Source organism: Paenibacillus sp. KACC 21273 (assembly GCF_028736095.1).
GTDB classification, from domain to species: domain Bacteria; phylum Bacillota; class Bacilli; order Paenibacillales; family Paenibacillaceae; genus Saccharibacillus; species Saccharibacillus kyungheensis.
On the sequence record NZ_CP117876.1, the window covers coordinates 1,948,040 to 1,972,726 of the forward strand.

Here is a 24,687-nt window from a genome sequence, read left to right on the forward strand (position 1 = left end):
GTCTGCATTTATAATGCAGGCTCTTTTTTTACTAAAAATCTGCTAAAGGAGTGTAAACCAATGTCAGGAACATTATTCACCCATGGCAAATTTGCATTTAGCTCTCATCTTCCCGCAGAAGCAGATGCAGTTTACATAGAAAATGGAATCATCTCTGCAATCGGTACGACGCAAGAATTATCGCTACAATTATCAGGCAAAGATTATCGTCAAGTGGACTGGGATGGTGCTTATGTATTGCCCGGCTTAGTCGATTCGCATATGCATTTATCTATGCATGGAATGAAATTATCTATGCTCGATTTCTCAGACGTGACCTCCAAAGAAGATATGATTCAGTTGATCCGTCAGCGTGCAGAAGTAACACCTGTAGGGGAATGGATTGTTGGATTGAACTGGAATGAAAATAATTTTGATCCACCGATTCCGCCACTACGAACAGAGTTAGATGAGATTACGACGAACCATCCTATTTATCTGACCCGTACATGTTTTCATGCTTTTTTAGGTAATAGTGTAGCCTTTGCCAAAGCAGGAGTAACCTCATCTTCACCTGATCCTGAAGCGGGTTCGTTTGGAAGGGATGAAGCTGGAGAGTTGAACGGATGGATTTATGAAGAAGCTTCAGCGGCTTTTACCGCAGTACAGCCAGAACCAGATTATACTACCAAAAAAGAAGCGATTCGGCGCGCTTGTCAGGATGCACTTCGATTAGGATTGACCGCATCCCATACCGAAGATTTACGGTTTTTGGGAAGTATAGAGACTATGTTACAGATTTATCGTGAATTGCATGCAGAAGGATTACAATTCCGCACCCATCAATTGATTTTTTATACTCATTTACAAGAAGCCCAAGCATTGGGATTACGGGCAGGCGATGGAGATGAATGGTTACGTATTGGTGCAGCCAAATTGTTCTCTGACGGAGCGATTGGAGGGCGTACAGCGCTATTACAACAACCGTATAGTGATGCACCTCATACACGCGGAATGGCGATTCATACGACAGCACAGTTAAATGAAATTACATCCTATGCCCGTTCGCTAGGCTATCCGATTGCTGTACATGCCATTGGTGATGGTGCGGCGGATCTTACATTATTGACGATGGAAGCTCATCCGTTGCAAGGCATTTCACACTTGCCCGATCGATTTATCCATGCGCAGGTATTGGATCAACAATTGCTTGAGCGAATGACGCACTTACCACTTATTGCAGATATCCAACCTCGATTTGTTGCCAGTGATTTCCCCTGGGTGATGGAGCGTGTAGGTGCAGAACGTACCGATTATTTGTACGCCTGGAAAAAGTTAATAGATGCAGGTGTGATCTGTGCAGGTGGAAGCGATGCACCTATTGAACCGCTTGATCCAATGCTCGGTATCCATGCCGCAGTTACCCGTCGCAGACCTTATGTTACAGAGCCAGCCGAAGGATATTTACCACAGGAGCGACTTAGTATTGCTGAAGCTATTCATTTGTTTACAGTAGGCAGTGCACAAGCAGCAGGCGAAGAACAAGAACGTGGTAGTATTCACGTTGGCAAAGCGGCTGATTTTACAGTAATTGATCGAGATATTACTACCGATTCCGAATCTCTGTTGCAGACGGCTGTTCGTATGACAGTGGTGAATGGACAGATTGCTTATCAAGCATAAACGTTTAGGAGATATCCACTAAATAGACAGATACAGATATTTCACAACCCTAATAGCCTTTCTTTTACAACTGTAGAAGAGGGTTATTAGGGTTGTTTTGCGTTCTATTTATGTATAGATTATATGATCATGTAAAAAATCTAAAAACTGTTGTTGCATCTTACCGAGTGGGATAATCTTTTTGAGAATCTGAAAGCGCCACGATTGTCCGTTGCTTTGAAATGACCATGTTGAAGCCAGCGAAATTCCTTGATTATAATGATGCTCTTGTAGATCAGCAATCGGTAATTCAACGGTATGGATCACTTTGGAAGAGAAGAAGTTAAGAAATAAAACGATAAGTTTCTTATCATTAAGTAGCAATACAGCTTTACTGGAATGTGCTGAAAAGTGTTGAGGTGTAGCATAACAGATCTGCATATTCATTTCTTGATAAGGTGTAGTCAATTTGCGGATTAGTCTTTTGTTGATTAAAAACATAATAATCACCTTTCGATTAGTATAATGGTAAGGATATTAGACGGAAAACAATCTATCATTTTAAAAAATAAAACGCGAATTTATTATACAACAATAGAGGTAGCAGAGTCATGAAAGCACTTGTAGATAAAATAAATAATGATGATATCACAGCATGTAGCCTATAGAAAAAGTTAGGTTTCTTGATTTTTGCGTGTGTGGATGATATGATTTCAGCATCACAGTGAAATAGTGATAATAACTTCATAATTTATCCTTCGGGGCGGGGCGAAATTCCCCACCGGCGGTGTTGAGATCAAGATAATATGTGATCTCTAAGTCCGTGACCCGGCTATGTGTGTAATAACCATAGACGGTGGATCTGGTGAGAATCCGGAGCCGACAGTATAGTCTGGATGGGAGAGGGATACAGAGGTCGCTTGCACAGCGATTTCTGAATTAAGGTGCACTTATTTGAGTGTATAGTTTACTATTTTGATGAAGCAAGATACCTGAGCATCATTAGGTTTCTTTGGCATCTAAATAGGTTCTATACGTAGCACATATGTAAAAATTGGATCAGTGGATTAAACTGAAACCAGCAGTAGGTATACAGTCTTTGCGCTGTAGATATACAGACATATGCGCACTCTATAAGAGGTACATTAGATTCTTACTCCTATACATTATTATGTTAAGCCCTGTAAACATTCGGATACTCTTCCGGTTTACAGGGCTTTTTGCTTGTCATTGTATCGGTATACAATTTATAATTTAGTTATTAAATTATGAATAGTAACTAAATATGATGATACTACGATCAAACTCGTAACAGCACTTTGATTAAGCACAAAGGATGCAGTTATGAATTTTTTATGGTGTCAAAGGAGCCCTGAATAATGAACGTAATCAATGATGAATTTTACATGACCCTAGCACTGGACTTGGCAGAAAAAGCTCAAGGGCAGACAGATATTAATCCTGTGGTCGGTTGTGTGGTTGTGAAAGACGGCAGAATCGTAGGAATGGGTGCACATTTACAGCGAGGAACCGGACATGCTGAAGTACATGCACTTAATATGGCAGGAGATCAAGCAGAAGGCGCTACAGCGTATGTGACGTTAGAACCATGCAGTCATTATGGCAAAACGCCACCTTGTAGTGATCGTCTGATCAAAGAAAAAGTAAAACGAGTCGTTGTTGCTGCTGTAGACCCGAATCCACAGGTAGCAGGTTCTGGGATCGAACGACTGCGTAATCATGGAATCGAAGTGGTGACCGGTGTATTGGCGAAGCGCTCGGCACGACTTAACGAAACGTTTAACAAATATATTACAACAGGGCTCCCTTTTGTGACGCTCAAAACAGCCAGTACGTTAGATGGTCGTCTAGCGTCTCGTACCGGTGATAGCAAATGGATCTCTAATAGCGATGCTCGTGCGATCGTTCATACGATGCGTCATCGTCATCAAGGTATTATGGTGGGAATCGGCACAGTATTAGCCGATGATCCTGAGCTGACTACACGTACAGAAGTGACTGGCGTTCAGCCTACTCGTATTGTGATTGACTCACAACTACGTATTCCAGATACCGCCAAGTTATTAAATACAGACGTAGCGCCTACGATTATTGTCACTACTTATCAAGCGGATCGGGATCGTATCCATGAACTGCAAGAACGTGGCATCACCGTTATCATCTGTGGTAGCGGGCCGTATGTAGATCTTCCTTTTGCAATGAAAAAGCTTGGCGAACTTGAGATCTCTTCGATTTTGTTAGAAGGTGGCGGCACATTAAATGGTTCGATGCTTGAAGCAGGACTGATCGATCGAGTCACTTTATTTTTTGCTCCTAAGATTATTGGGGGTACGTTATCAACATTCGCTTTTGATGGATTTGAAAAAATGAATCAAGCTGTAACACTAGATGAGATCGAAATAGAGACGTTAGATGACAATATTTATATCAGTGGATTACCACGTTATCATCATCTCTAATATTCAAATAGCAGACCATCTTGGTAGAAAGGAGGATGTCTATGTTTACCGGACTGATCGAAGAAATAGGTACACTCCGACAAAATGGACGGCGCGGTGAAACGATGGTACTTGGTATTCAAGCATCACGTATTATGGACGGACTTCAGATTGGAGATAGTGTCTCATGCAACGGGGTATGCTTAACGGTTACCACGATAGCAGATTCTCTATTTACTGTAGATGTCATGCCAGAAACGTATCGTTCTTCTAGCCTTAAACAGTTAAAAACAGGTAGCCCTATTAATCTAGAGCGAGCAATGATAGCGAATGGACGCTTCGGAGGGCATATCGTACAAGGTCATGTGGATGGCACAGCACATATTGAACAGATACAAAGCAACCAGAATGCTGTTATTTTCCAGATTGCTCCGACCGATCATGATCTATTTCGTTATATTATTCCGAAAGGATCTATCACTGTCGATGGCATCAGCTTGACGGTTGTATCGGTAACAACGACTTCATTCACAATCTCTATCATTCCACATACACTCAAAGAAACCGTACTTGCTTATCGAAAAGCAGGTGATATGGTCAATATTGAATGCGATGTGCTTGGTAAGTATGTAGAACATTTACTACAATACCAATCGAATACAGCAAATGATGCCACCAGTCAGAAAAAGCCATCAATCACAAGCCAATTTTTGCAAGAAAATGGATATATGTAAGCGCTTGGCACCATAAGCGCGACAAGATTCAATAAAAAATGATTTTTGCAAAGCAAAATATCTTACAATAAGCGCTTGGTACTATAAGCGCGACAAGATTCAATAAAAAATGATTTTTGCAAAGCAAAATATCTTACAATAAGCGCTTGGTAGTAAAAGCGCGACAAGGTTCAAGAGGGAGGTTATATCGATGAATCACAAATCTACAAACTTAGATGCGATAGAAGCAGCAGTAGCTGATCTTAAACAGGGCAAAGTGATTATCGTAGTCGATGATGAAGATCGGGAAAATGAAGGCGACTTTATCGCTTTGGCAGATCGTGCTACCCCTGAAGTGATCAACTTTATGGTGACAGAAGGTCGAGGCTTGGTATGTGCTCCGATCACAAGTGAACGTGCTGCCGAGTTAGAACTGATTCCGATGGTAGCGCAAAATACTGATTATCATGGCACAGCTTTTACGGTATCCGTCGATCATATTAGCACTTCTACAGGTATCTCTGCACAAGAGCGATCTATGACAGTGATAGGTCTGACTGATCCAGAAGCCACTCCAGCCCATTTTCGCCGTCCGGGTCATATGTTTCCATTGATTGCAAGTGAAGGCGGTGTACGGCAACGTCCCGGGCATACAGAAGCGGCGATTGATTTGGCACGCTTATGTGATGCTCCACCTGCTGGTGTGATCTGTGAAATTATGAATACAGACGGTACGATGGCGCGTTTGCCCGAGCTCGAAGCAATCGCTAAGCAACACCATCTTCAATTGATCAGCATTCAAGCTTTAATAGCTTATTTGGAGAAGACATCTCCAACCGTGAATACCCACTCAAACTAATCTACCGAAAAGAGGATGAACACTATGGCTAATATTTTTGAAGGACATTTAATCGCACAGGATCTTAAATTTGGTATCGTTGTTGGACGTTTTAATGAGTTTATTACCACCAAATTGTTAGGTGGAGCACTTGATGCGCTCAAGCGTCATGGTACTGCTGAAAATGATATTGATGTGGCATGGGTTCCAGGTGCTTTTGAGATTCCTTTAGTTGCGCAAAAAATGGCTGAAAGCGGAAAGTATGATGCAGTGATCACATTAGGTACAGTGATTCGCGGATCTACAACTCATTATGATTATGTATGTAATGAAGTAGCTAAAGGTGTATCTGCGATTAATTTGAAAACAGGCGTACCTGTTATTTTCGGTATTGTAACGACTGAAAGTATTGAACAAGCGATTGAACGCGCAGGAACCAAAGCAGGTAATAAAGGTTGGGATTCAGCTAACGCAGCGATCGAAATGGCGAATTTAACTAAAATGATGAAATAATAGATCAATCTTTGAGTAATAAGCATGTACGCTTGAATGTAGTTTGATATGGTATATGTTTTAGTTCATTTGGTAATCATTCATCTTCTACAATAAAAGATTGTTTTGATGTTATTGATATCGTGTTTACTGCAAATGTATATATTATATCTACAATATTTATCGTATGATAATAAAATAATAAGCGAAAAAAAGGGCAGAAACAGGGATTGCCCTTTTTTTGCTGAATATATACTGTGAAAAGTGCGCGATTAAGATACAATAAGAGATGAGAATCTATTGATTAAGAGGAGTGGTCCAGTGACGACTGTACTGTACAAACTGGAAACGTTTGAAGGGCCGCTCGATTTGTTGCTTCATTTAATTGATGAATCTGAAATTAATATCCAGGATATTCCGATCAGCAAAATTACAGATCAATATCTGGAATATCTTCATAGCATGAAAGAATTGGAACTTGAAGTGACCAGTGAATTTCTAGTGATGGCAGCGACATTATTGTCGATCAAAAGCAAATTGCTATTGCCACGTCCGCCTGTGATGGAGATGGATGATTTTGATTATTATGAGGAAGACGATCTGGACCCGCGTGCAGAGTTAGTACGCAAGCTGGTGGAATACCGCAAGTACAAAGGAATTGCTGTGCATTTGCGAGAAATGGAAACCGAGCGTAGCCTGATTTTTACAAAAGAACCGGAAGACTTGACCCCTTTTATGCCGAAAGACGATGTGAATCCAGTGGAAGGTCTGCATACGATAGATTTGATGGAGGCTTTTCGCAAAGCTCTTCGTAAAGTCGTACGCCGTACACAGGTGACCCGGATTCAGCGTGATGAGATTTCGGTGAAGGATCGGATACGTGAAGTGTCTACCCGGTTTCAAGGGTTAGGAAAAGGAGAAAGCTTGTTGTTTTCCAAACTGCTACACCAGGAAATGTATCGTCATGAGATCGTGGTGACTTTTTTGGCTGTGCTGGAATTAATGAAAATGAAGCAAATTTCCTGCTACCAAAGCCGGCTTTTTGACGATATAGTGATGGAGTGGAGAGGTGAAATAAGTAACAATGAAGTCCCAGAAATTGAAGTCGATTATTGAAGGTATGTTATTTCTGGCTGGAGAAGAAGGATTGAATGCGAAGCAGATTTCAGAAGTAACCGATCAACCGGTACAAACGGTACAGATCGCTATCGAAGAACTGCAAGCTGATCTGAAAAAAGCAAGACGGGGGATTCAGGTGGTTAATATCGCAGGTGGCTATCAGTTATCTACGATACGTGCACATGCTGAATATTATGAACGATTGGCATACTCACCTTCCCGTTCTTCTTTATCTCAAGCCGCGCTTGAAACATTATCGATTGTAGCGTATCGCCAGCCGATTACACGAATTGAGATTGAAGAGATTCGTGGTGTCAAATCCGAGCGTGCAATTTACACATTAGTCAATAAAGATTTGATTCAAGAAACAGGACGAGCAGAAGCAATAGGACGCCCTATTTTATACGGTACGACCAAATCATTTTTAGATTATTTCGGACTTGGCAATATTCGTGAACTTCCTGATGCATCTGCTTTTGAAAATGCAGAAGATCTCGAAGGGGAAACACAGCTATTGTTCGAACGTTTGGAAGAACAGGTTCATAGTGAAGATATAGAAGCGTTAGAAGAATTGGGTGAAGAGCTAACAGAAATAGCAGAAGATATTGTATCTGATCAGGTATCAGGTGCAGAAGAACGTTCTACTTCTGATCAGACTATCTCTACACCATCGGACTCTTCCAAAAATACACCACTAGATTAACCTGAGCTATCCAGTACACAAGTAATCTGAATAGAATCTTAGATAAGATGATATAGTCCAAAAAAAGCCAAAATGATTGGGAATTGATCCGACAATCATTTTGGCTTTTTGCGTATCTTTTTACTGGTAATTATATAGTTATTTTCGATAAGTATTACTTTTTCAACAGCAAGTAAAGAAAATACGGTGCTCCGATCAAAGCGACTACGATTCCCGCAGGCATTCCATCAGGATCAGCAAGGTTACGACCGATTGTATCTGCAAGCAACAATAACCAACCACCGATCAAAATCGATACAGGTACAAATAGTTGATGTCGTGGGCCTACTAATGCTCTCGCGATATGAGGAGCCATAAGCCCGATAAAAGCAATACCGCCTGTAACAGATACCGCAGAAGCGGCAAGAGCGACAGCAGCTAACATAAGCAAAATGCGATCTTTTTGAATCGGTACACCTGCACCAATCGCTGTTCCTTCATTGAGTGCTAATAGATTCAGTGAACGGGATTTGTACAATACAAATGGAATCAGCACAATCAACCACGGTAGCAGTGCGATCACAAATGGCCAATCCGTTCCCCACACATTGCCAGCTAACCATCTTGAAATAAAATCGACTTTTACTCGATCTACCGAAGAGATCAACACAATCATACAACCGGATAATGCTAATGAAAATCCGACTCCTGTGATAATGAATTTCATCGGTTGCATACCTTCAGTACGACTATAGGAAAAGAGGTAAATTAATATAGCGGTAATCAGTGCCCCTGCAAAAGCAACGACAGGCAATATGTAGACAAACGTTCCAACTTCAAGTGGAGCAAATAAGAAAAATACAGTTACACCCAGACCTGCACCTGCATTAATACCGACAATTCCAGGATCAGCTAATTCATTGCGAGTAACACCTTGCAACACAGAACCCGCCAAAGCAAGCGCCATTCCTGCTAGCAATGTCACTAACATACGTGGCAATCGAATCGAGAACAGTACAAAGTCATCTACAAATGTACCGTTCCCCAGCAATGTAGGAATCAGTCGGTCAAACGATACAGAAGAAGCACCAACACTGAGTGCAATCACCATTGTAATTAAAATAATAATGGTCAATATACCAAGAATCATTTTTTGCTGACGGGCAGGTTGTAGTTGCTTCATCATAATGAGCGCACTCCTTTCCGCACAATCAGTAGAAAGAAAGGCAGTCCAATAATAGCGATAATAGCTGCAATCGGTGTCTCAAAAGGAGCATTGATCATGCGTGCTAACGTATCTGCAAATACCATAAAGGTAGCGCCAGCAATCGCAGATAGTGGCAAAATCGTACGATAATCAGTACCTGCAATCATACGTACAAGATGAGGAATCATCAGCCCGATAAATGCCAGATTTCCAACCAATGCTACTGATGCTCCTGCAAGTAATGTAATTAGTACAAATAAAATCATTTTGATTTGATGTGTTTGCAGACCCAATCCTACAGCAGTGCTTTCATTTAAGCTAAGAATGGTTAATTGACGTGAACAGAGAATAGCGATCACAATACAGATTACGATAACAGGGGTAATACTCTGAATCTGTCCCCATGTAGTACCGATCAATCCGCCAGATGTCCACATCGTTACATTTTTAGAAATTTTAAATTGTAGACTGATTCCTTCAGCGACAGCCGATAACAAAGCCGAAACAGCTGCTCCTGCCAGTACCATACGTAATGGCGACATATTCCGTTTACGCAGTGCGGTCAATCCAAAAACAAGTAACATGCCTAAAGCAGCCCCGATAAAACAAGCGATCATAATACCGAAGTAACCAACGCTTGGTAGAAAAACGAGAGCGACAGCCAGTGCAGCATTTGCACCAGAACTTAATCCGAGTAAACCGGGATCGGCTAAAGGATTACGCGTAAGACCTTGCATAATAGCCCCGGCCACAGCCAGCGCAGCTCCTACCAGCACGCCGCCAATCTCACGCGGCAGACGCAATTCACGAATAATCGAAATATCGCCACCTGTGATTTGCGGATAAAATATCGCATTCCAGATATCAGATAATGAAATATTTTTAGCACCGACCATAATAGCGATTACAAATACAACAACAAACAGCAACAACATCAATATTAACTTGATCAGAAAAGCTTGAAAATGTTTGGTAGTCATAGCATTTTTCATTATACGGATCGTTTCCTTCTCTGTATTTAGAAAAGAAGGAACGCTAGGCGCTCCTTCTTTTCATTTGTCATTTACATTTAAGATTTACCTAGCAACGATTTGGTAATAAAGTCAAGCTGATAATCAAGTGATGCTGCATCATTAAAGTAGAATCCACGTGCATCCACTTCAAATACACGGTTGTTTTTAACAGCCGGAATATTTTTGTACGTATCTGTATTCTGGAACGAAGCATCTACGCTAGGGTCTTTACTATAGAAAACATAATCTCCTAGATATTCAGGCAATACTTCAAGCGATAGATCATAATATCCTTTTTTCGAAGTCATTTCTTTTACTTTTTCAGGCATTTTCAGACCCATCGCTTGATAAATAATTTCTGTACCCCGTCCCCAAGCGCTACCGAACACATACAGTTGCTTAGAATCGCCTTCCATAACAGTTACAGTAGCATCATCACCGATTTTAGCTTTGATTTCAGCACCTGCTTTTTGTGCACGTTCTTTAAAGTCAGCAATCCATGCAGCGCCTTTGTCTGCTTGATTTACCGCTTTAGCGATTTCTTCAATCTGTGTTAGATAATCGACTTTGTTATAAGTATAAGTAACAACTGGAGCAAGTTTTTTTAATTTTTCTATGTTTTTAGTATCGCTTGCCGCAATAATTAGATCTGGTTTGAGTTCGATTATTTTTTCTAAATTATCATCAGATACTTCAGCGACATCTTTTAATTGCTCTGCAAAGTTAGGATCAGCTTTGGTCCATGAATCTACACCAACCAGAGGAACACCAAGAGCAATTAAGTTACCTGCATAACCTGCTAGAGCGATTACACGTTGTGGATTAGCAGGAACTTCTACAGGGCCTGTCTCGGATTGATAAGTGATAGTACCGGTAGTAGCTGGAGCAGAAGTGCCTGTTTCTGTAGAGCTTGCTTTATCGGTAGTAGCCGTATTACCAGACTGATTACCACATGCGCTTAATACCAACACAATCACCATCATTAATGGTAACAACATTTTTTTCATACGTAAATTCCCCTTTAATATAGAATGAAATTGATAATCATTATCATACAACGACTCTCAAACTTTAAAACGATGTGATTTTTTTGTCAATATTTATTTTAAAAATGTAACCAAAATCATGCAAAAAGAGGGTAAGTTTGAAAGCAAAATAGATACCAAAATATTCAAGTGATACGTCAGTCTTAAAAACAGTAAAACCGTGTAATCGATTGCAAATTGTCGTATTCAGTCATGTAATCTAGTAACATAGACGTTAGAGCGTAGTAGTCGATTTGCTTCTTAAATGCAGTCGTAGTAAGGTGTACTCATAACCTAATATTGGAAGGATGAATTTGTCTTATGACTAATTTGCAAGCGCTACAATTTCGTCAATCGTTAAAGCAATGGACTTTCAAAGCTGTCGATGAATCAGAATGGTTACCGGCTACTGTGCCAGGAACAGTGCATACTGACTTATTAGATAATGGTAAAATTTCGAATCCTTTTTATGGTACGAATGAAAAAGACGTACAATGGATTGATAAAAAAGATTGGGAGTACATAACAACGATTGATGTAGAAGCACCTGTGCTCAATCATTCGCATATTGAACTTGTATTTGCTGGTCTAGATACCTATGCAGATGTATATGTTAATGAACAGCATGTACTATCAGCAGATAATATGTTCCGCACATGGCGTGCAGATGTAAAGCCCTATGTAAAATTAGGCGCTAACGATATTCGTATTCATTTCCGCTCTCCTATTATGGAAGACTTACCTAAGCTAAAAGCATTAGGTTACGGATTACCTGCGAGCAATGATCAATCTGAAGTTGGTGAGCTAGGAGATCAAAGAGTGAGTGTATTTGCTCGTAAAGCTCCTTATCATTATGGCTGGGATTGGGGTCCACGTTTTGTAACTAGCGGTATCTGGCGTGAAGCTGAATTAGTCGCATGGTCAGACGTACGTATCGAAAATGTATATATTCGTCAAAATCAAGTGCATGTAGAATCTGCTGATCTTACAGCTGTTGTCCAAATTTATTCGGAACAAGAACGTCAGGTGAACTTGCGTGTATATGCAGATGGACAGAATTGGGAACAGACAGTGACATTAGCGGAAGGTACAGATGCTGTACAGATTCCACTTTTACTGGATAATCCTAAATTATGGTGGTCAAGAGGTCTAGGAGACGCTCATCTGTATACGTTTACAGTAGAGGTGTTAGAGCAGAATCAGACACTTGCTGTGAAATCAGAACGGACAGGTATTCGCTCCATCCGTCTGGTGACTGAACCTCATCCAGATTATCCGGGCACTTCGTTTTATTTTGAACTGAATGGTGTACCTGTTTTTGCTAAAGGGGCGAACCATATTCCGAATGATAGCTTCTCACCACGAGTGACATTAGAGCGTTATCGTCATGAGATTGTAACCGCTGTAGAATCCAATATGAATATGCTTCGTGTATGGGGTGGCGGTATTTATGAAAATGATGAATTTTATGACCTCTGTGACGAATACGGTATTCTGGTATGGCAAGATTTTATGTTTGCTTGCAGTATGTATCCAGGTGATGAAGAGTTTTTAGATAGTGTTCAAGCAGAAGCCGAAGATAATATTCGTCGACTACGTAATCATCCAAGTATTGTACTCTGGTGTGGTAATAATGAGATCGATTCTGCGTGGTCTCAATATGTAGAAGATGGTGGTTGGGGTTGGAAAAAAGACTACAATACAGAACAGCGTGCACAGATCTGGGCTGATTATGAGTCATTATTCCATGAGTTATTACCAGAAGTAGTGCGAGTAGAGCATCCGGGTATCTCATACTGGCCGTCATCGCCAATCGTTGCAGTGACAAATAATGAAAAACAACATACACACGGCATAACAGATTCTGGAGATATCCACTATTGGGGTGTATGGCATAACAGTGAGCCATTTGAACGCTACAATACGTATATCGGTCGATTTATGAGTGAGTATGGGTTCCAATCGTTTCCAGAATACAAATCGGTTCGTACGTATGCTGAAGAATCCGATTTGGAATTAGAATCTGAAGTCATGCTTCGTCATCAGAAAAATGGAGCAGGCAATCGATTGATCAAAGAATACATGGATAAATATTTACCAGCACCAAAAGATTTTCCTTCGTTTCTCTATATGAGTCAGGTTCTACAAGCTGAAGCGATGAAAACTGCCATCGAAGCTCATCGTCGCCGTAAACCATATTGTATGGGAACATTATACTGGCAAATGAATGATTGCTGGCCTGTCGCATCATGGTCGAGTATGGATTACTATGGTCGCTGGAAAGCGGTCCAATATTATGCCAAACGTAGCTTTGAAGATATTTTACTATCGATTGATAATTCAGTCTCAGGTACAGTTAATATTCATCTTGTCTCTGATCTGATTGCACCCAAATCATTAACAGTTCGTGTCAAAGTACTTGGAATAGACGGTACATTGTACAAAGAAATGCCGCAATCTCTTACCCTTGCAGGCGGAGAAGCGATTCAATTACTATCTTTGACGACAGAACAGTTACTTGGAGACGTGAATCCAGCAGAAGCGATTCTGGTAGCAGAATTAGAGCACGAAAATCAACTACTTCATACAGAGATTGCTTATTTTGTATCTGCAACCGAGTTACCTTTGCAACAACCGAATATTCAAGTCGTAGAAACAGAAGTCGATGGCGTTATTGCTTATGAATTGACCACAGATGTGTTGGCGCGTCAGATATGGTTAAATACAGCAAGCGAAGGCATCTTTAGCGACAACTTCTTTGATCTAATTCCTGGAGTAACCAAAACAGTTCAATTCAAGCAATTACAGACACTAGAAGATGTGCACCATGCTAATGAAATGCAGTCTGAATCCAATATTGTACAACCATCGGTATCTCATTCACCACAATTTGTACCTGCGAAGCCAGAAGATTTGCAAGTTCAATCGATGGCAGATTTTATCCATATTTCGTAAGATTTGATCTAGATTGATGAAATAGTCAGTTGTGCTTCTCTATATATTCTTTCAAAATCACATGAAACTCCCTAAAATCACAATAAACTTGGGGAGTGTCTTGTGATTTTGTGCATAGATGAGTATCATTAGTGTGAGGTGAATTAACTATTATGGAACGATTGCAAAAAATATTAGCACAAGCAGGTATAGCTTCCCGACGTAAATGTGAAGAGTTAATTGTAGCAGGTAAAGTAACTCTGAATGGTGAAGTTGTCACTGAGCTTGGAACCAAAGCAGATCCAACAGTGGACGAGATTATTGTTAATGGACGATCGATTGCTGCGGAGAAAAAAGTATATATTATGTTCAACAAACCTAAAGGGGTTATTACAAGTGCTTCTGATCCAGAAGGACGTAAAATTGTAGGCGATTATCTTAAAGGTGTTCGTGAACGTGTATATCCTGTAGGACGACTGGATTACGATTCAGAAGGTCTTTTAATTTTGACGAATGATGGAGAACTGGCTAATCGCTTAACTCATCCAAGACATCACGTACCCAAAACATATCATGTAACGGTAGAAGGCGTACCACACGGTACAGCACTAGAGAAATTCCGCCAAGGGATTCAATTGGAAGATGGAATGACTCAACCTGCTGAAGCGGATTATTATGATATTGATACAGAGAAGAAGCAAGCAACGATACGTGTAACGATTCATGAAGGTAGAAACCGTCAGATTCGTCGTATGTTCGAAGCTTTGTCTCATAAAGTGATTCGGTTGAAACGGATTTCTTTTGGCGAATTACTCGTAGGTAATTTGAAGCGTGGTCTATATCGCCACCTGACCAAAGAAGAAATTGATAAGCTAAAAAGCAGCGGTAAAGCATAACATAGAGATCATTTATATCCATTGATGACAGCTAGGAGGCTTTAGTGAATGAGTGACCAGATGAATCGCATTTTAGTAGTGGATGACGAAGAACGTATTCGCCGTTTACTACGCATGTATTTAGAAAAAGAAGGCTATGAGATTGATGAAGCTGAAGACGGAGAAGCTGCGCTACGCAAAGCAGTAGCAGAAGATTACGGCTTAATTATGCTTGATCTAATGTTGCCGGGAATCGATGGTATCGAAGTATGTAGTCGTCTACGTCAAGTCAAATCAACACCCGTATTGATGCTTACCGCTAAAGGGGAAGAAGTCAATCGTGTGCAAGGATTTGAAGTGGGCGCAGATGATTATGTCGTTAAGCCATTCAGTCCGCGTGAAGTGATCTATCGGGTCAAAGCGATTATGCGTCGCTCTTCAGCAACAGCGTACCTTTCTCAAGAAAACAACTCAAGCAACAATATCGTATTTCCAAACCTGATTATTGAGCATGATGCACATCGTGTAACCGCAAGTGGACACGAGATTAGCTTAACGCCGAAAGAATACGAATTGCTTCATTTTCTAGCGGTATCGCCGGATAAAGTATTCTCACGTGAAGAATTGCTCAAAGATGTCTGGAATTATGAGTTTTTTGGTGATTTGCGTACAGTAGATACCCATGTAAAACGGTTGCGTGAAAAGCTAAATAAAGTATCACCTGAATCAGCCGCAATGATCACTACGGTATGGGGCGTTGGTTACAAGTTAGAGGTTCCAAAATAAGTGGACTTCTGGAGAACGCTTGTCGGTAAGTTGTGGCTGACGATTAGCGCATTAGTGGCTTGTGTACTGTTAACACTCGGTTTATTTTTGCTACCTTATATCGATAGTACATTTACCAATTCCGGTTCGATCAAACGGTTATTTACCTATGTCTCCATCGTAGGATTCTCGATGACTACTTTTTTTGCTCTTTTTTTATTGACCAAAATTACACAACCGATGCAGCAATTAATTCAAGCCGCAGACGGGATTCGCAAAGGAAAATACAATACGCGTGTCTCTTTGCAAACCAGTGATGAGATTGGTCAATTAGCGAGCGCTTTTAATCATATGGCAGAAGAATTGGAAAAAAATATTCAGAATTTACAACTGGAAAAAGAACAAATGGCAAGCATACTCCGCAGTATGGGAGATGCTGTGATTACATTCGACAAATCCGGGAATATGATTCTGCATAATCCACCAGGCGAAATGATTATGGATACATGGCACAAAGCAGGCTGGGAACGTCAAGAACAAGATGGAATCACAGCCGATACCAAAGTGCCAGAACCACTATATCCGATGTTCCAGAGCGTTATTCGAGAACGTCAGGATCAAAGTTCTAATATTCATGTCAAACAGCAAGTCTGGTCTGTTAATATGGCTCCTTTATACTCGGGTAACGATGTACGCGGAACCGTATCGGTACTGCGTAACGTGACAGATGAGGTCAAAGCAGAGAAGATGCGTCGTGACTTTGTAGCTAATGTATCTCATGAGATTCGTACACCTTTGCAGATGATTCAAGGGTATAGTGAAGCATTGCTTGATGGGATGGCTACGTCCAAAGAAGAAAGCGACGAATTGGTACAGGTCATCTATGATGAATCATTACGTATGGGTAGATTGGTGCAAGATTTATTAGATCTTGCACGCATGGAAGCCGGTCATATCGATATGAATTTTGATGAGATCGATCTGAATGAATTAATGGATCGAGTCTATCGTAAATTTACTGTTCGAGCCAAAGAAAGAGAACTCAAACTTAACTTTGTACGTGACGAGTTCTTGCATTTGTATGCCGATGTCGATCGGTTAGAGCAAATATTCACCAACTTGCTTGATAATGCTTTTCGCCATACTTCTGCCGGTGGAACAATTACCGTAACGGCTCATATGGAAAAAGAGCATGTGCGGGTGGTATTCCAGGATACAGGAGCAGGTATACCGATGGACGATCTTCCTTTTATTTTTGAACGCTTTTACAAAGCAGACAAAGCTCGTGTACGCGGCGAAGCTGGTGGTACAGGTCTAGGTCTTGCGATTGTACGTAATATCGTAGAAGCTCATCATGGAAGTATTACAGCAGATAGTATTATCGGCAAAGGCACTGAATTTACGTTATTGCTCCCGATTCAGCATTCTGAAGAAGTGTCGTCAAATGCAATAGGAACATATAACAAATAAAAAAAGGCTAGCAAATATGCTAGTCTTTTTTCTTTGGCAAAAATATCGAATTTCTGAATATAAAAAACAGTATTCTAAGTTTTGTCTCCTATAAAGCCGCTTTTGTAACTGATAAAGTATGTATTGTAAACGAAAATGTAATCGCTTACTTTTTTGGTGGTTTTAAAAACTATATGTTAAAAGGAGCTTGATGCTATGAGAAGTAGAAAGTGGAGTTCAGTTTTAGTAGTGACAACTGTACTAGTGAGTATATGGGGAGGATCAGGATCAGCTAAAGCAGCTAGCCCGCAGATTGTAGTAGACCTTGCTAGCAATACTGGCAGTATAAAGTACGGAGCATCTGGTTTTTTATATGGGTTAGGAAGCGATGGAGTTCCTTCATCTACTATGTTAGCACCTCTAAATCCTCAAGCGATTGCGCAAAAAGCTCCTGATGGCGCACAACATCCGAATGGTGATGCTTTAAAAGTAGCACCGGAATTTATTAAAGCCGGCGGCAAAGAAATTCAAATTTATATGCAGGATATTTATGAAAATTGGCCTTATGAGAACTTGGGATTACAAGATTATTTGAAAAAGATTGACGTAATGGTACCCAAAGTAGTAGCAGATCCTAATCATTCCAAATTCGTCTATGTCCCTTTCAATGAGCCTGATGGCATCTGGTATCAAGGCATAAATAATTACAATAATGCGAGTGGACAAGAAGCAAGAAATAAATTTTTTGCAGATTGGAAAACAGTCTATAATCATATTCGCTCATTGGACTCTCAAGCCAAAATAGCTGGGCCAAACTTGGCTGCTTATCATGCTCAATTCTATGATGATTTCTTTACTTATGCCAAAAATAATAATGTTTTACCGGATGTCACCACATGGCATGAGCTGGGCAATGATTTCTTTACAGACTGGTATAACCATTATAATCATTATCGTAATGTTGAAAAAAAATTAGGAATTTCAGCTAGACCGATTGCAATTAACGAGTATGCACGTATTTCTGGCGATCTTGGAGTACCTGGTAATTTAATACAATGGATGACTCGTTTAGAAAATAGCAAAGTAGATGGAATGCTAGCTTATTGGACGGCTGCCGGAACATTAAATGATCTAGTGACCGAGAACAACAAACCTACAGGTGGTTGGTGGTTGTACAAATGGTATGGTCAATTAACAGGTCATACGGTTACAGTTACTCCACCAACAACCAATGGATCATTACAAGCATTAGCAGCTCTTGATCCTGATAAAAAACAAGCTAGAATTCTATTTGGTGGTTCTGTTAATCCTTCAGATGTATACTCAACAGATGTTGTGATTAAAGGTTTGGATACTGCATCATACATGAGCAAAAATGTGCATGTATCTATTATAGGCGTAGATAATTCAGGTACTAATCCTGCAAATGATCCTTATAGTGTGCAAGAGCAAAATTATCCAGTTACTAATGGTCAGATTACAGTACCTATTCATAATTTAAAAGCACTTTCTGCTTATCAAATTATTGTAAGTCCTAATACAAATAGCCAAACCATTAATAACAGTTCAAATCGTTATGAAGCCGAATATGCAAAATTAAATGGAACAGCTAAAGTGACTTATGGTTCAAATACAGGATACTCTGGCACTTATTTTGTAGAAGGTTATGGAAATACAAATAATGCGTCAACAGAGTTTATAGTGAGTGCACCTACAAATGGTTATTATAATTTGAATCTGCGCTATAGTGCTGGCCCATTTAGCAATGCACCTACTACCCGTCAATTAAAATTAGTTCTCAATGGAAGTGATTTAACAACTGTTAATCTGGATTCTACAGCTAATTGGAATACATGGAATACAAAAACAACTTCTGTATTTTTAAATGCAGGTATTAATCGTATCAGTTACAATGCTTTCACAACGGATGAATCTGATGCAGTGAACTTGGATTATTTAGAGATTAGCCCTAATACAACAGCGATCAATTCATATGAAGCTGAAAGTAATAGCAATGTGTTAGGAGGGACTGCAATTGTAACAGATGATGCAGCAGCATCTGGTGGAAAATATGTTGGTTATATCGGCAATGGAGCGAGTAACACTTTACAATTTAACGATATTACTGCACCAAAAGCAGGGAAGTACCGAATGGTTGTCACATTTGCAAATGCAGAAGTAAAAGGGGAACATTCGTACAATAATAACGTTGTCGAGCGTGTAGCTACTATTACAGTTAATGGAGATCAAGCGCAAAGTCCTAATTTCTTTAATACACGTCAGTGGAATAATTATAAGACTATGGTATTTGATGTGAATTTGAAAGCAGGTACAAATACGATTAAATTTACTAACGCTTCAGCCTATGCGCCAAACATCGATCGTATTCAAATCGCAATGCCGATTATTAATAATACTGGCAATTCAATAGCAAATAACGATTCAGTTATAGCTGATGTTTATTCTTCGAATCAAAGCTAAACGGCATTGCAGAGAAAACTGTCTGATACAAGGCAGTTTTCTCTCTGTTTTCTTTCGAAAATCGCAATGCCTAATCCTTACATACCTAAGAAAATAAGAGTGACAAGATATTAACTAAATTTTAAATATATTCATTATAATAAATACATCCGAGAATGAGGTGGGATGATTGATGTCTATAAAGCATAAAAGTGTACGTTTAAAAATTTTATTAGCAATGCTAGTTACCACGATTTGTCCACTAATTTTAACTTCGCTTATTATTTTATATCAAATCTCTCAAAATGATCGAGAAGACCAAAAGATTGCTCAAAATCGAATCCAACAAGATTTGAGAATCCAATTAGAGCAGTATCTAGATCAGCTACAAGAAAGCTCCTATTTAATCTATTCTCAATATGAACTTGTGAGCAGTCTACATACCATTAGCAAGTCTAATTCACGACAAGAATTGGATTATGAAACAAGATTACAAATCAAACAATTTTATTTGAATATATATAACAATTCTAATATCGAACATATTTTAGGAATGTATGTAATTGATTTTAAAGGCAGACATTACAATGGATTTTTTCCTAATTATTATTTGCAATTAGCATCTTCTTATAATCAATCGCTAATTAACCATTTGCATGCCCCTTACAAAACTCCAACACTCGTATTTGATTATAGCAGTCCTTATAATCAGCCTATTATTCATTATTTATATCCTATTAAATGGATGGGTGATCCATTCGCTGTGTTAACTATTGATATGCAAGTACAACCATTCACAACGATGGTAGAACGATACAATACCTTTTATAAAGGTAAAATTATTATTTCAGATCATGATCAAAACATTATTTATCATTCTGATCATAGTCAGATCGGTACAACATATCATTATGCGGATAGTGATAAACAGAGCAAAATGATCCAAACCCCACTCGGTTCAAATGGTCTTATTTTGCATTATGAATTTCAAACCAATCCGCAATTAATCTTTTTTCGACATTTAGCATTTGCAATTATCATAGGTTCGCTTGTTATTATGATTTTGTTATCTATTTTGCTGAGTTATAGTATCACTCGTCCTATTATTGAACTTCGAAAAAAAATGAATGAAATCGAAAAAGGTAATTACAATGCTAGAGTGCAGATTTTAGCTTATGATGAAATCGGATTTTTGAGTAAACATTTTAATCGTATGATCGACAAAATCCAAAATCATATGAACTATGAATTGAAATTACAATTGATCAATCAGCAGTCACAAATTAAAGCATTACAAGCTCAGATATCGCCCCATTTTTTGTTTAATACCTTACAACTAATTTCCAATATTGCTGCTGTAAATCAAGTTCCAGAGATGCGTATAATCTGTCAATCGCTTAGCAATATGTATAGATACAATATCAATATCAATGAAGAATGGGTTCAAGTCAAAAGTGAAATTTCTCATATTCGTAATTACTTATTAATTATCAACAAGCGATTGCCAGAAGGCATAGGAATTCGTATTCATGTAAGTTCTGAAATAAACTCGGTATGGATTCCCAAACTTATTTTGCAACCTGTTATTGAAAATGCAGTCGAACATGGATTAATTCCACAGCAGAATAGTAGGAAACTAATGCGTCTTACCGCTTCTATAGACTATATTCACTCTGAAATTATTATTCGATTATTAGATAACGGAATAGGCATATCTGAAGAAAATCTTCACCAATTGTCATCTGTGTTAGAGCAGTATCATACCGCTTCACAACAAACATTAGATTCTATCGGATTAATTAATATTCAGACACGTATTAAGTTCATTTGTGGAACCCAATATGGCATACAAGTATATAGTAAGGCAGGTACTGGAACAATGATTGTGTTCCGTCTGCCATTAAAGGAGTTTAACCCCAGATGAAAGTTCTTATTGTAGATGATGAAATGACTATACACAATCAATTAAAACAATGTATCCATTGGGAGCACTATGGTTGGTCTATTGTGGGTCATGCGTATAACGGAGAAGAAGCATGTCAAATGGTAGAACAGTATCAACCTGATGTAATCTTAACTGATATTCGAATGCCTCATATGGATGGCTTAGAATTTTTGGCATGGTTAAAAAATTCCTCTTATACTGCCAAAGCGATTGCTTTAAGCGGATATAACGATTTTGATTATTCACGTCCTGCCTTTTTATTAAATGTAGTCGATTACTTACTCAAACCTTTAAATGAAGCTGAATTGCTAATCTTACTAAGTAAATTAGAAGAGCAAATAAAACAGGAATCCAAACAACAACATGAATCTCGTAATCAGAATGCTCGATTATATCAAGGTATCCAATTAATGCAAGATGAATGGTTAAGTCATCTTCTAAGTACAGCACAACGAGAAGAAAATGAATTGATTGTTGAAGCAGATCAACTTAAATTTCCATTACCAGAGTATCCGTATTATATCGTTACTATCAAATTATTTGATTTAACCTCTAATATGAATAGTCGTTACAAAGGAGATTTGTCTATTTTTTATTTTGCTGCTCGAAATATTATTAAAGAAAACGTTGCAACGTATTACGCAGACACAGAAGTGTTTAGAAACTTGAATGAATTGAATGAATTTTTATTTTTTGTACGTGCAGATATATCGGAACATTTGTTTACACATTGGCTTAAAAGAATTCATACTGCGTTAACTGCTTATTTGCATATTACGATCAAAATTGGTGTGAGTGCCAAAAAGCAGCGTATTACAGCTATAAAGAAAGCATATACTGAATCGATTCATGCTATCGATCATTTGACACTATCCCACACAGATACTATTTCTTTTTTTGGTAAAGATGAAGCTGAAGTTCAACATCACAAATCTGTTAGTGAAGAAATATGGAAAGAGCTAAATACATTGTTGAAAATTACAATTGAAACCGCATCAGAACGTAGTGGGCAACAATTTATAGATCAGCTCAATCACGTATTTGAAAAGGAAGCAATCGACAAGATGAGTAGTCGAGAAATCAAGATAGGTATTGTTCAGTTACTTAACCGGGTCGAAGCAAGCACTGATCATGCTCAAATTATGCTGTTATTAGTAGAAGCCAAATTCTATTTAGTAGAACTAAATATTGAAAAAGTAAAATATATCTTTCAACAAATAATAGAGCTACATGTACAACAAGTTTCCGGGAATTTACGCACCAAATCAGGTAGTCAGTTAATCAAAACAATCAAAGTATACAGCCAAGAAAATTATAATACTGTCACTCTAGAAAATATTTCACAACGATTTTTTATTAATAAAAATTATTTTTGTACGTTATTTAAAAACGAAACAGGTGAAGGATTTTTAGAGTTTTTGACAAAAATCAGGATAGAAAAAGCTAAAACATTATTGGTAAGCACAGATTTAAAAACATATGAAATTGCTGAAAAAGTAGGATATAGCGATGCACGTTATTTTAGTCAGGTTTTTAAAAAAATAGTAGGTACTCAACCAAGTCTATTTAAGCAACATCATAAAATCGAAAATAATGAGTCTTAATAATGTTGAATAAATTAAACATTTATCTGAATTTATTCACATATAAAGGATTATTGATATCGCTTACAATAAATTCAGAAACTACTTCATTCATGAAATATAAAGGGGAGAAGACCATGAGACAACAACCAATGAGATACAAAAAGATGAGCAAGTTAGCGATTGTAGCTATGGCAGCAATTGTTATGATGACAGGCTGTAGTGGCAGTGCTTCTAACGCTACAACATCTAATGAAGGTTCCACTGATCAAGCAGTAACTCTAAATTTTTGGGCTGCACTTGATCCTAGTACGACAGAAGGTAAAACGATAGAACAACAGATCAAAAAGTTCGATCAAGAACATACAGATATCAATATCAATCTACAAGTGATTACGTATGATGTATTGCATGACAAATTAGTAGCTGCTATAACAGCCGGTGATTCTCCTGATCTTAGTTGGGGGCTAGGCGAATGGGTAGGCGAGTTTAATCAAATGAATGCGCTTGCTGATTTGACACCTTATATGAATGAATGGAAAGACAAAGATATTTTTTATCCAAATGTAATGAAGGCGTTAACAATTGATGAAAAAGTAAAAGCTTTGCCTAACTATTTAGGTATAAGAGCATTGCTATATCATGAAAATATTTTAAAACAAGCTGGTTATGATGCACCACCAAAAACGTGGGATGAGTTACTTCAAATGGGACCTGTTATCAAAGCAAAAACGAACAAATACGCTTTTGGATTTGCTGGTACAGGAGTTCGTGCTTCACAAGAGTTGATGACATATTTAGCGCAAAAAGGTCTATCTATAGCAGAAAAACAAGCAGATGGAAAATATAAAAATACGTGGCAAGATAATCCGCAAGCATTACAAAAAGTAGCAGAAGTATTCCAATTTTATAAAGATATGAATGCGCAACAGGTAGTAGATCCTAATGCCAAAACATGGGGTTGGGAAGAAGAAGATCAGAACTTTGTACTGGCTCAATACGCAATGGTTGTAAATGGAGCTTGGATTGAAGGACGTACATCCGAAAATCCAGAAGGAATGAGTGATGTCAAAATTGCTGCTCCACCGTATAGCGACCAACCAGCTACGTTTATGGAGGTAGCGCCATTATTTGTCTATAACACCGAACATACCAAACAAGCTTGGGAATTTGCTTCATTTTTAATGAGCAAAGAATATCAACAAGCTGTCAACCCATCCAAATCTGCTCGAACCGATGTAGAAAGTGATAAATGGGGCAAAGAGTTTATGAAGTTGACATCGCAAGGCGTTTCGTTTCCGCCAGTATCTTTAAGTGGGATCAGTCAATCAATGGAAGACTCTATTGCTCGCTTGCTGCTCAAAAACGATTCACCTGAACAAATAGCTACTTGGTTGTCACAAGCTATTAATGAGAATTTGCAAAAAACCAATCAATTGAGTGGCAGTTAATTTCGTTTAACTTGAACGAGCTAAAGCCTAAATAGA

At 38.7% G+C, this 24,687-nt stretch carries 19 protein-coding genes and 1 riboswitch; of the genes, 15 read left to right on the forward strand and 4 right to left on the reverse strand.

Features of this window, described 5'->3' with window-relative positions:
* Positions 1-60: 60 nt before the first annotated feature.
* On the forward strand, positions 61-1,662 hold the full coding sequence (locus PQ460_RS08855; protein WP_274172389.1) for an amidohydrolase: 1,602 nt from the start codon (positions 61-63) through the stop codon (positions 1,660-1,662).
* Between the two features lie 108 nt (positions 1,663-1,770).
* Here the strand turns inward: PQ460_RS08855 and PQ460_RS08860 are convergent, their stop codons facing one another.
* A complete protein-coding gene (locus PQ460_RS08860) occupies positions 1,771-2,142 on the reverse strand; it encodes a hypothetical protein (protein WP_274172390.1) in 372 nt (123 codons plus the stop codon).
* A 249-nt stretch (positions 2,143-2,391) separates the two neighbouring features.
* Positions 2,392-2,553, forward strand: a riboswitch (FMN riboswitch).
* A gap of 467 nt (positions 2,554-3,020) precedes the next feature.
* On the opposite strand from PQ460_RS08860, the gene ribD reads away from it, so the two are divergent.
* The 6 genes from ribD (at position 3,021) to scpB (ending at position 7,965) form a co-directional block, all read left to right on the forward strand.
* On the forward strand, positions 3,021-4,121 hold the full coding sequence (gene ribD / locus PQ460_RS08865) for a bifunctional diaminohydroxyphosphoribosylaminopyrimidine deaminase/5-amino-6-(5-phosphoribosylamino)uracil reductase RibD (RefSeq protein WP_273612898.1): 1,101 nt from the start codon (positions 3,021-3,023) through the stop codon (positions 4,119-4,121).
* Between the two features lie 41 nt (positions 4,122-4,162).
* Positions 4,163-4,834 (forward strand): riboflavin synthase, encoded by a 672-nt coding sequence (ribE, locus tag PQ460_RS08870; RefSeq protein ID WP_274172391.1) that lies wholly within the window; start codon positions 4,163-4,165, stop codon positions 4,832-4,834.
* 190 nt (positions 4,835-5,024) lie between these two features.
* Positions 5,025-5,672 (forward strand): 3,4-dihydroxy-2-butanone-4-phosphate synthase, encoded by a 648-nt coding sequence (ribB, locus tag PQ460_RS08875; protein ID WP_274172392.1) that lies wholly within the window; start codon positions 5,025-5,027, stop codon positions 5,670-5,672.
* Positions 5,673-5,696: 24 nt separating this feature from the next.
* On the forward strand, positions 5,697-6,164 hold the full coding sequence (gene ribH / locus PQ460_RS08880) for a 6,7-dimethyl-8-ribityllumazine synthase (RefSeq protein ID WP_137220647.1): 468 nt from the start codon (positions 5,697-5,699) through the stop codon (positions 6,162-6,164).
* Positions 6,165-6,464: 300 nt separating this feature from the next.
* Complete coding sequence (locus tag PQ460_RS08885) at positions 6,465-7,259, forward strand: segregation and condensation protein A (protein WP_204823481.1); 795 nt, start codon at positions 6,465-6,467, stop codon at positions 7,257-7,259.
* Complete coding sequence (gene scpB, locus PQ460_RS08890; RefSeq protein ID WP_274172393.1) at positions 7,228-7,965, forward strand: SMC-Scp complex subunit ScpB; 738 nt, start codon at positions 7,228-7,230, stop codon at positions 7,963-7,965. Before PQ460_RS08885 ends, scpB begins: the two co-directional genes overlap by 32 nt.
* A 154-nt stretch (positions 7,966-8,119) precedes the next feature.
* On the opposite strand, the gene PQ460_RS08895 is transcribed toward scpB, so the two are convergent.
* The 3 genes from PQ460_RS08895 to PQ460_RS08905 all read right to left on the reverse strand — a co-directional run bounded on the left by PQ460_RS08895 (position 8,120) and on the right by PQ460_RS08905 (position 11,171).
* Positions 8,120-9,127 carry a FecCD family ABC transporter permease gene (locus PQ460_RS08895; RefSeq protein ID WP_274172903.1) on the reverse strand — a complete coding sequence of 336 codons (1,008 nt, stop codon included), beginning with the start codon at positions 9,125-9,127 and terminating at the stop codon, positions 8,120-8,122.
* Entirely contained in the window at positions 9,127-10,143 is a 1,017-nt protein-coding gene (locus PQ460_RS08900; RefSeq protein ID WP_274172394.1) for a FecCD family ABC transporter permease, read from the reverse strand. The genes PQ460_RS08895 and PQ460_RS08900 overlap by 1 nt, the downstream gene beginning before the upstream one ends.
* Positions 10,144-10,220: 77 nt before the next feature.
* On the reverse strand, positions 10,221-11,171 hold the full coding sequence (locus PQ460_RS08905) for an iron-hydroxamate ABC transporter substrate-binding protein (RefSeq protein WP_274172395.1): 951 nt from the start codon (positions 11,169-11,171) through the stop codon (positions 10,221-10,223).
* Between the two features lie 339 nt (positions 11,172-11,510).
* On the opposite strand from PQ460_RS08905, the gene PQ460_RS08910 reads away from it, so the two are divergent.
* The 8 genes from PQ460_RS08910 to PQ460_RS08945 all read left to right on the forward strand — a co-directional run bounded on the left by PQ460_RS08910 (position 11,511) and on the right by PQ460_RS08945 (position 24,651).
* A complete protein-coding gene (locus PQ460_RS08910) occupies positions 11,511-14,144 on the forward strand; it encodes a beta-mannosidase (protein WP_274172396.1) in 2,634 nt (877 codons plus the stop codon).
* Between the two features lie 152 nt (positions 14,145-14,296).
* Positions 14,297-15,019, forward strand: coding sequence for a pseudouridine synthase (locus PQ460_RS08915; protein WP_273612891.1), 723 nt, complete (start codon positions 14,297-14,299; stop codon positions 15,017-15,019).
* A gap of 48 nt (positions 15,020-15,067) precedes the next feature.
* On the forward strand, positions 15,068-15,784 hold the full coding sequence (locus tag PQ460_RS08920) for a response regulator transcription factor (protein ID WP_069327893.1): 717 nt from the start codon (positions 15,068-15,070) through the stop codon (positions 15,782-15,784).
* Entirely contained in the window at positions 15,785-17,233 is a 1,449-nt protein-coding gene (locus PQ460_RS08925; protein ID WP_274172397.1) for a HAMP domain-containing sensor histidine kinase, read from the forward strand.
* Positions 17,234-17,428: 195 nt separating this feature from the next.
* Complete coding sequence (locus PQ460_RS08930; RefSeq protein WP_274172398.1) at positions 17,429-19,693, forward strand: carbohydrate-binding protein; 2,265 nt, start codon at positions 17,429-17,431, stop codon at positions 19,691-19,693.
* Between the two features lie 172 nt (positions 19,694-19,865).
* Positions 19,866-21,596 (forward strand): sensor histidine kinase, encoded by a 1,731-nt coding sequence (locus PQ460_RS08935; RefSeq protein WP_274172399.1) that lies wholly within the window; start codon positions 19,866-19,868, stop codon positions 21,594-21,596.
* On the forward strand, positions 21,593-23,221 hold the full coding sequence (locus tag PQ460_RS08940) for a response regulator transcription factor (RefSeq protein WP_274172400.1): 1,629 nt from the start codon (positions 21,593-21,595) through the stop codon (positions 23,219-23,221). Before PQ460_RS08935 ends, PQ460_RS08940 begins: the two co-directional genes overlap by 4 nt.
* Positions 23,222-23,337: 116 nt before the next feature.
* Positions 23,338-24,651 carry an ABC transporter substrate-binding protein gene (locus PQ460_RS08945; RefSeq protein ID WP_274172401.1) on the forward strand — a complete coding sequence of 438 codons (1,314 nt, stop codon included), beginning with the start codon at positions 23,338-23,340 and terminating at the stop codon, positions 24,649-24,651.
* Positions 24,652-24,687: the final 36 nt, after the last annotated feature.

Bases quoted from the DNA above. Each gene is read 5' to 3' on its own strand.
- PQ460_RS08905 (WP_274172395.1), bottom strand. From the start codon at position 11,171: ATGAAAAAAATGTTGTTACCATTAATGATGGTGATTGTGTTGGTATTA.
- scpB (WP_274172393.1), top strand. From the start codon at position 7,228: ATGAAGTCCCAGAAATTGAAGTCGATTATTGAAGGTATGTTATTTCTG.
- PQ460_RS08860 (WP_274172390.1), bottom strand. From the start codon at position 2,142: ATGTTTTTAATCAACAAAAGACTAATCCGCAAATTGACTACACCTTAT.
- PQ460_RS08900 (WP_274172394.1), bottom strand. From the start codon at position 10,143: ATGAAAAATGCTATGACTACCAAACATTTTCAAGCTTTTCTGATCAAG.
- ribB (WP_274172392.1), top strand. From the start codon at position 5,025: ATGAATCACAAATCTACAAACTTAGATGCGATAGAAGCAGCAGTAGCT.
- PQ460_RS08895 (WP_274172903.1), bottom strand. From the start codon at position 9,127: ATGAAGCAACTACAACCTGCCCGTCAGCAAAAAATGATTCTTGGTATA.
- PQ460_RS08910 (WP_274172396.1), top strand. From the start codon at position 11,511: ATGACTAATTTGCAAGCGCTACAATTTCGTCAATCGTTAAAGCAATGG.
- ribH (WP_137220647.1), top strand. From the start codon at position 5,697: ATGGCTAATATTTTTGAAGGACATTTAATCGCACAGGATCTTAAATTT.
- PQ460_RS08915 (WP_273612891.1), top strand. From the start codon at position 14,297: ATGGAACGATTGCAAAAAATATTAGCACAAGCAGGTATAGCTTCCCGA.
- ribD (WP_273612898.1), top strand. From the start codon at position 3,021: ATGAACGTAATCAATGATGAATTTTACATGACCCTAGCACTGGACTTG.
- PQ460_RS08920 (WP_069327893.1), top strand. From the start codon at position 15,068: ATGAGTGACCAGATGAATCGCATTTTAGTAGTGGATGACGAAGAACGT.
- PQ460_RS08930 (WP_274172398.1), top strand. From the start codon at position 17,429: ATGAGAAGTAGAAAGTGGAGTTCAGTTTTAGTAGTGACAACTGTACTA.
- PQ460_RS08855 (WP_274172389.1), top strand. From the start codon at position 61: ATGTCAGGAACATTATTCACCCATGGCAAATTTGCATTTAGCTCTCAT.
- PQ460_RS08935 (WP_274172399.1), top strand. From the start codon at position 19,866: ATGTCTATAAAGCATAAAAGTGTACGTTTAAAAATTTTATTAGCAATG.
- ribE (WP_274172391.1), top strand. From the start codon at position 4,163: ATGTTTACCGGACTGATCGAAGAAATAGGTACACTCCGACAAAATGGA.
- PQ460_RS08940 (WP_274172400.1), top strand. From the start codon at position 21,593: ATGAAAGTTCTTATTGTAGATGATGAAATGACTATACACAATCAATTA.
- PQ460_RS08945 (WP_274172401.1), top strand. From the start codon at position 23,338: ATGAGACAACAACCAATGAGATACAAAAAGATGAGCAAGTTAGCGATT.